At 49.8% G+C, this 3,001-nt stretch carries 1 protein-coding gene; it reads left to right on the top strand.

From position 1 onward, the window contains the following. Positions 1-409 precede the first annotated feature (409 nt). The gene (locus ACRCZA_RS15535; protein ID WP_438675298.1) at positions 410-2,707 is read left to right on the top strand and encodes a S9 family peptidase; all 2,298 of its coding nucleotides are present in this window, start codon (positions 410-412) and stop codon (positions 2,705-2,707) included. The last annotated feature ends 294 nt before the right edge of the window (positions 2,708-3,001 follow it).

The raw sequence follows: 3,001 nt of genomic DNA, 5'->3' as shown, positions 1-3,001 counted from the left end.
GTGCTGGGCAAGCGTCTGCATCTTATATCCTTTAGGGGTTTAGTATGAGGTCAGTTTATTATTTGCCGCGAATGATAGCGTAGTTACGCGGCAATTTCAGCGATGTTGTTAAGGCTTTTAGTGATTTAATCGCCCCATGGGTTTAAGGCTTGGCGCCACAAGCGGGCGATTTGGCTTCTCCGTGAGCCAAGGCTAATGGCTAACAGGTTTGCGCCGGCCATCTGTTGGCTATGAGGTTGAGATAAAAGTTTGAGTTAACACTGGCACCTTGGCCTCGCTCTTCAATTAATGTGTTAGCACCTATTGCCGCTCATTCAATTTGCTGGAGGCCTCTGGCACAATGCGTTTTGCTGTTGGAACCGTAATATGCGGATCTTGCTCTAGGCTTTTAGGCTTCCAAGGAATAATAATGACTACAAATAGGTTAGCTTTGTCCTTTACCCACACCCTTAAGCGGTGCACCGCTTCCTTACTGATAATGAGTCCGCTGGCTATGATATCTCTTACCCCGGCCTATGGCCTCGATGGCGGCCATAAACCGCTCACGATTGAACGTATGCATGCCTCTCCCGCCTTGGCGGGCAGCAGCCCTCGTGGATTAAAGTTATCTCCCGACGGTCAAAGGGTCACCTATCTTGCGGGACGTAAAGATAACCAAAACGTTTACGATCTCTGGCAAATGGAGGTTAAGACTGGAGCATCGAGTCTGTTGCTCAATGCCGATAAATTGGCGAACAAGGAATTGTCCGATGAAGAAAAGGCCCGCCGCGAACGCCAACGGATTTATGGCGAAGGCATTATGGAATATTTTTGGGCGGACGATAGCAAGGCGCTGCTGATCCCCGCCTCGGGCAATTTGTATTACTTTTCCTTGGTGGATAACAGCGTCAGCTTACTACCGATTGGGGAAGGCTTTGCCACCGATGCGCGCTTATCGCCTAAGGGCAATTTTGTGTCTTTTGTGCGGGATCAAAATCTGTATGTGCTGGATCTTACAACCAAAAAGCTTGAGGCCATGACCACGGACGGCGGCGGGGCGATTAAAAATGCCATGGCAGAATTTGTGGCCCAAGAAGAGATGGATCGCATGACGGGTTACTGGTGGGCGCCCGATGAGTCGGCCATTGCCTTTACTCGCATCGATGAGTCTGGCGTTGAGCTCGTCACCCGCAATGAAATCTACGCCGATGGCATTAAACTCACTGAGCAGCGTTATCCGGCGGCGGGTAAAAATAACGTCGCGATCCAGCTTGGCGTCGTTACCCTGAACAATAAAGCGATCAATTGGGTGAGCCTGCGCGACGAAAAGAGCGATGATAAGAATAAGGATATTTATCTGCCACGGGTTGATTGGTTGCCGGATAGCAAGCATTTATCCTTCCAGTGGCAGAGCCGCGATCAGCAACAATTAGACTTACAACTGGTGGCCCTCGATGCGCTGACCAAACCGCAAACCCTAGTTAAAGAACGCAGCGAGGCATGGGTAAATCTCAATAATGACTTGCACTTCTTAAAGCAACAATCGGCCTTTATTTGGGCCTCGGAGCGGGATGGTTTTAATCATCTCTATCTTTTTGACTTGAAAGGTAAACTTAAGACGCAATTGACCAAGGGCGCTTGGGCGGTCGATGAGCTGGAATATATTGATGAAACCGCAGGTTGGGTGTATTTCACTGGCCGTAAAGATACCCCCATCGAAAAACACCTTTATCGTGTGCCGCTAGCGGGCGGTAAAATCGAGCGGGTGAGCAGCGAGGCGGGGATGCACGATCCGGTGTTTGCCGATAACCAAAGCGTGTATCTAGATTATTTCAATAGTTTATCTCAACCGCCGCAGGTCAGCCTGCGCGGCGATAAGGGCCAACATTTGGCTTGGGTCGAACAAAATCAAGTCAACGCGGGGCATCCGTTATATGATTATGCCGGGCTTTGGCAACTGCCTGAGTTTAAAGAGCTTAAAGCCGAAGATGGCCAAATCTTGCAAACGCGCCTCTTTAAACCTGTGCCCTTCGATGCGGGGAAAAAATACCCCGTGGTCGTGCGGGTGTACGGCGGCCCACATGCGCAGTTGGTCACCAATAGCTGGAGTGAGCAGGATTACTTTACCCAATACTTAGTTCAGCAAGGTTATGTGGTATTCCAGCTGGATAACCGCGGCAGTGCCCACAGAGGCACCCAGTTTGAGCAAGTGATTTATCGTCATTTGGGTGAGGCGGAAGTGAACGATCAAAAGGTAGGGGTGGATTATCTGCGCAGCTTACCCTTTGTCGATCGCGATAATGTGGCGATTTATGGCCACAGCTACGGCGGTTATATGGCGTTGATGAGTTTATTTAAGGCGCCGGATTATTTTAAAGCGGCCATTTCGGGCGCACCCGTCACCGACTGGCGTTTGTATGACACTCATTACACCGAGCGCTATTTAGCCCATCCCGACACCAATGCACAGGGCTATGAAGCCAGTAGCGTGTTCCCCTATGTGAAAAACTATCAATCGGGACTCTTGATGTACCACGGCATGGCCGATGATAACGTGTTGTTTGAAAACAGTACTCGCGTCTATAAGGCGTTGCAGGACGAAGGCAAACTGTTCCAGATGATTGATTATCCGGGGTCTAAACATTCAATGCGTGGCGAGAAAGTGCGTAATCATTTATATCGCTCGCTAGCCGATTTCCTCGATAAACAGCTTAAACGCACGCCCTAAATAAGCGTGAGCAATAGGCAATGTGCGTGAGGCTTAGGCCTCACGCTGGCATTGCCTGCTCAGCGTATGAATAGGGGTTATCTGCGAAACGGCATATTTGCAGCCGGTCATGTTGCCGTGGGTCGTCATGGGGTTGAGTCTTAAGCGATTTGTCCGTGATAAGCCTTGGTGGGCATTGATGCTGTTGCAGCAATAAAAAAACCAGATCCGAGGATCTGGCTTTTATTGGATTTAACCGCGAGGTCGCAGGTTAGTTTTCTAAGTTACCGCAGAAACGGTAGCCTTCACCGTGGA

Source organism: Shewanella sp. (genome assembly GCF_051658185.1).
Lineage (GTDB): Bacteria > Pseudomonadota > Gammaproteobacteria > Enterobacterales > Shewanellaceae > Shewanella.
This window is presented reverse-complemented; position numbering and strand designations above follow the sequence as displayed.

Excerpts from the sequence above, each read along its gene's own strand:
- ACRCZA_RS15535 (WP_438675298.1), top strand. The coding sequence starts at position 410 with ATGACTACAAATAGGTTAGCTTTGTCCTTTACCCACACCCTTAAGCGG.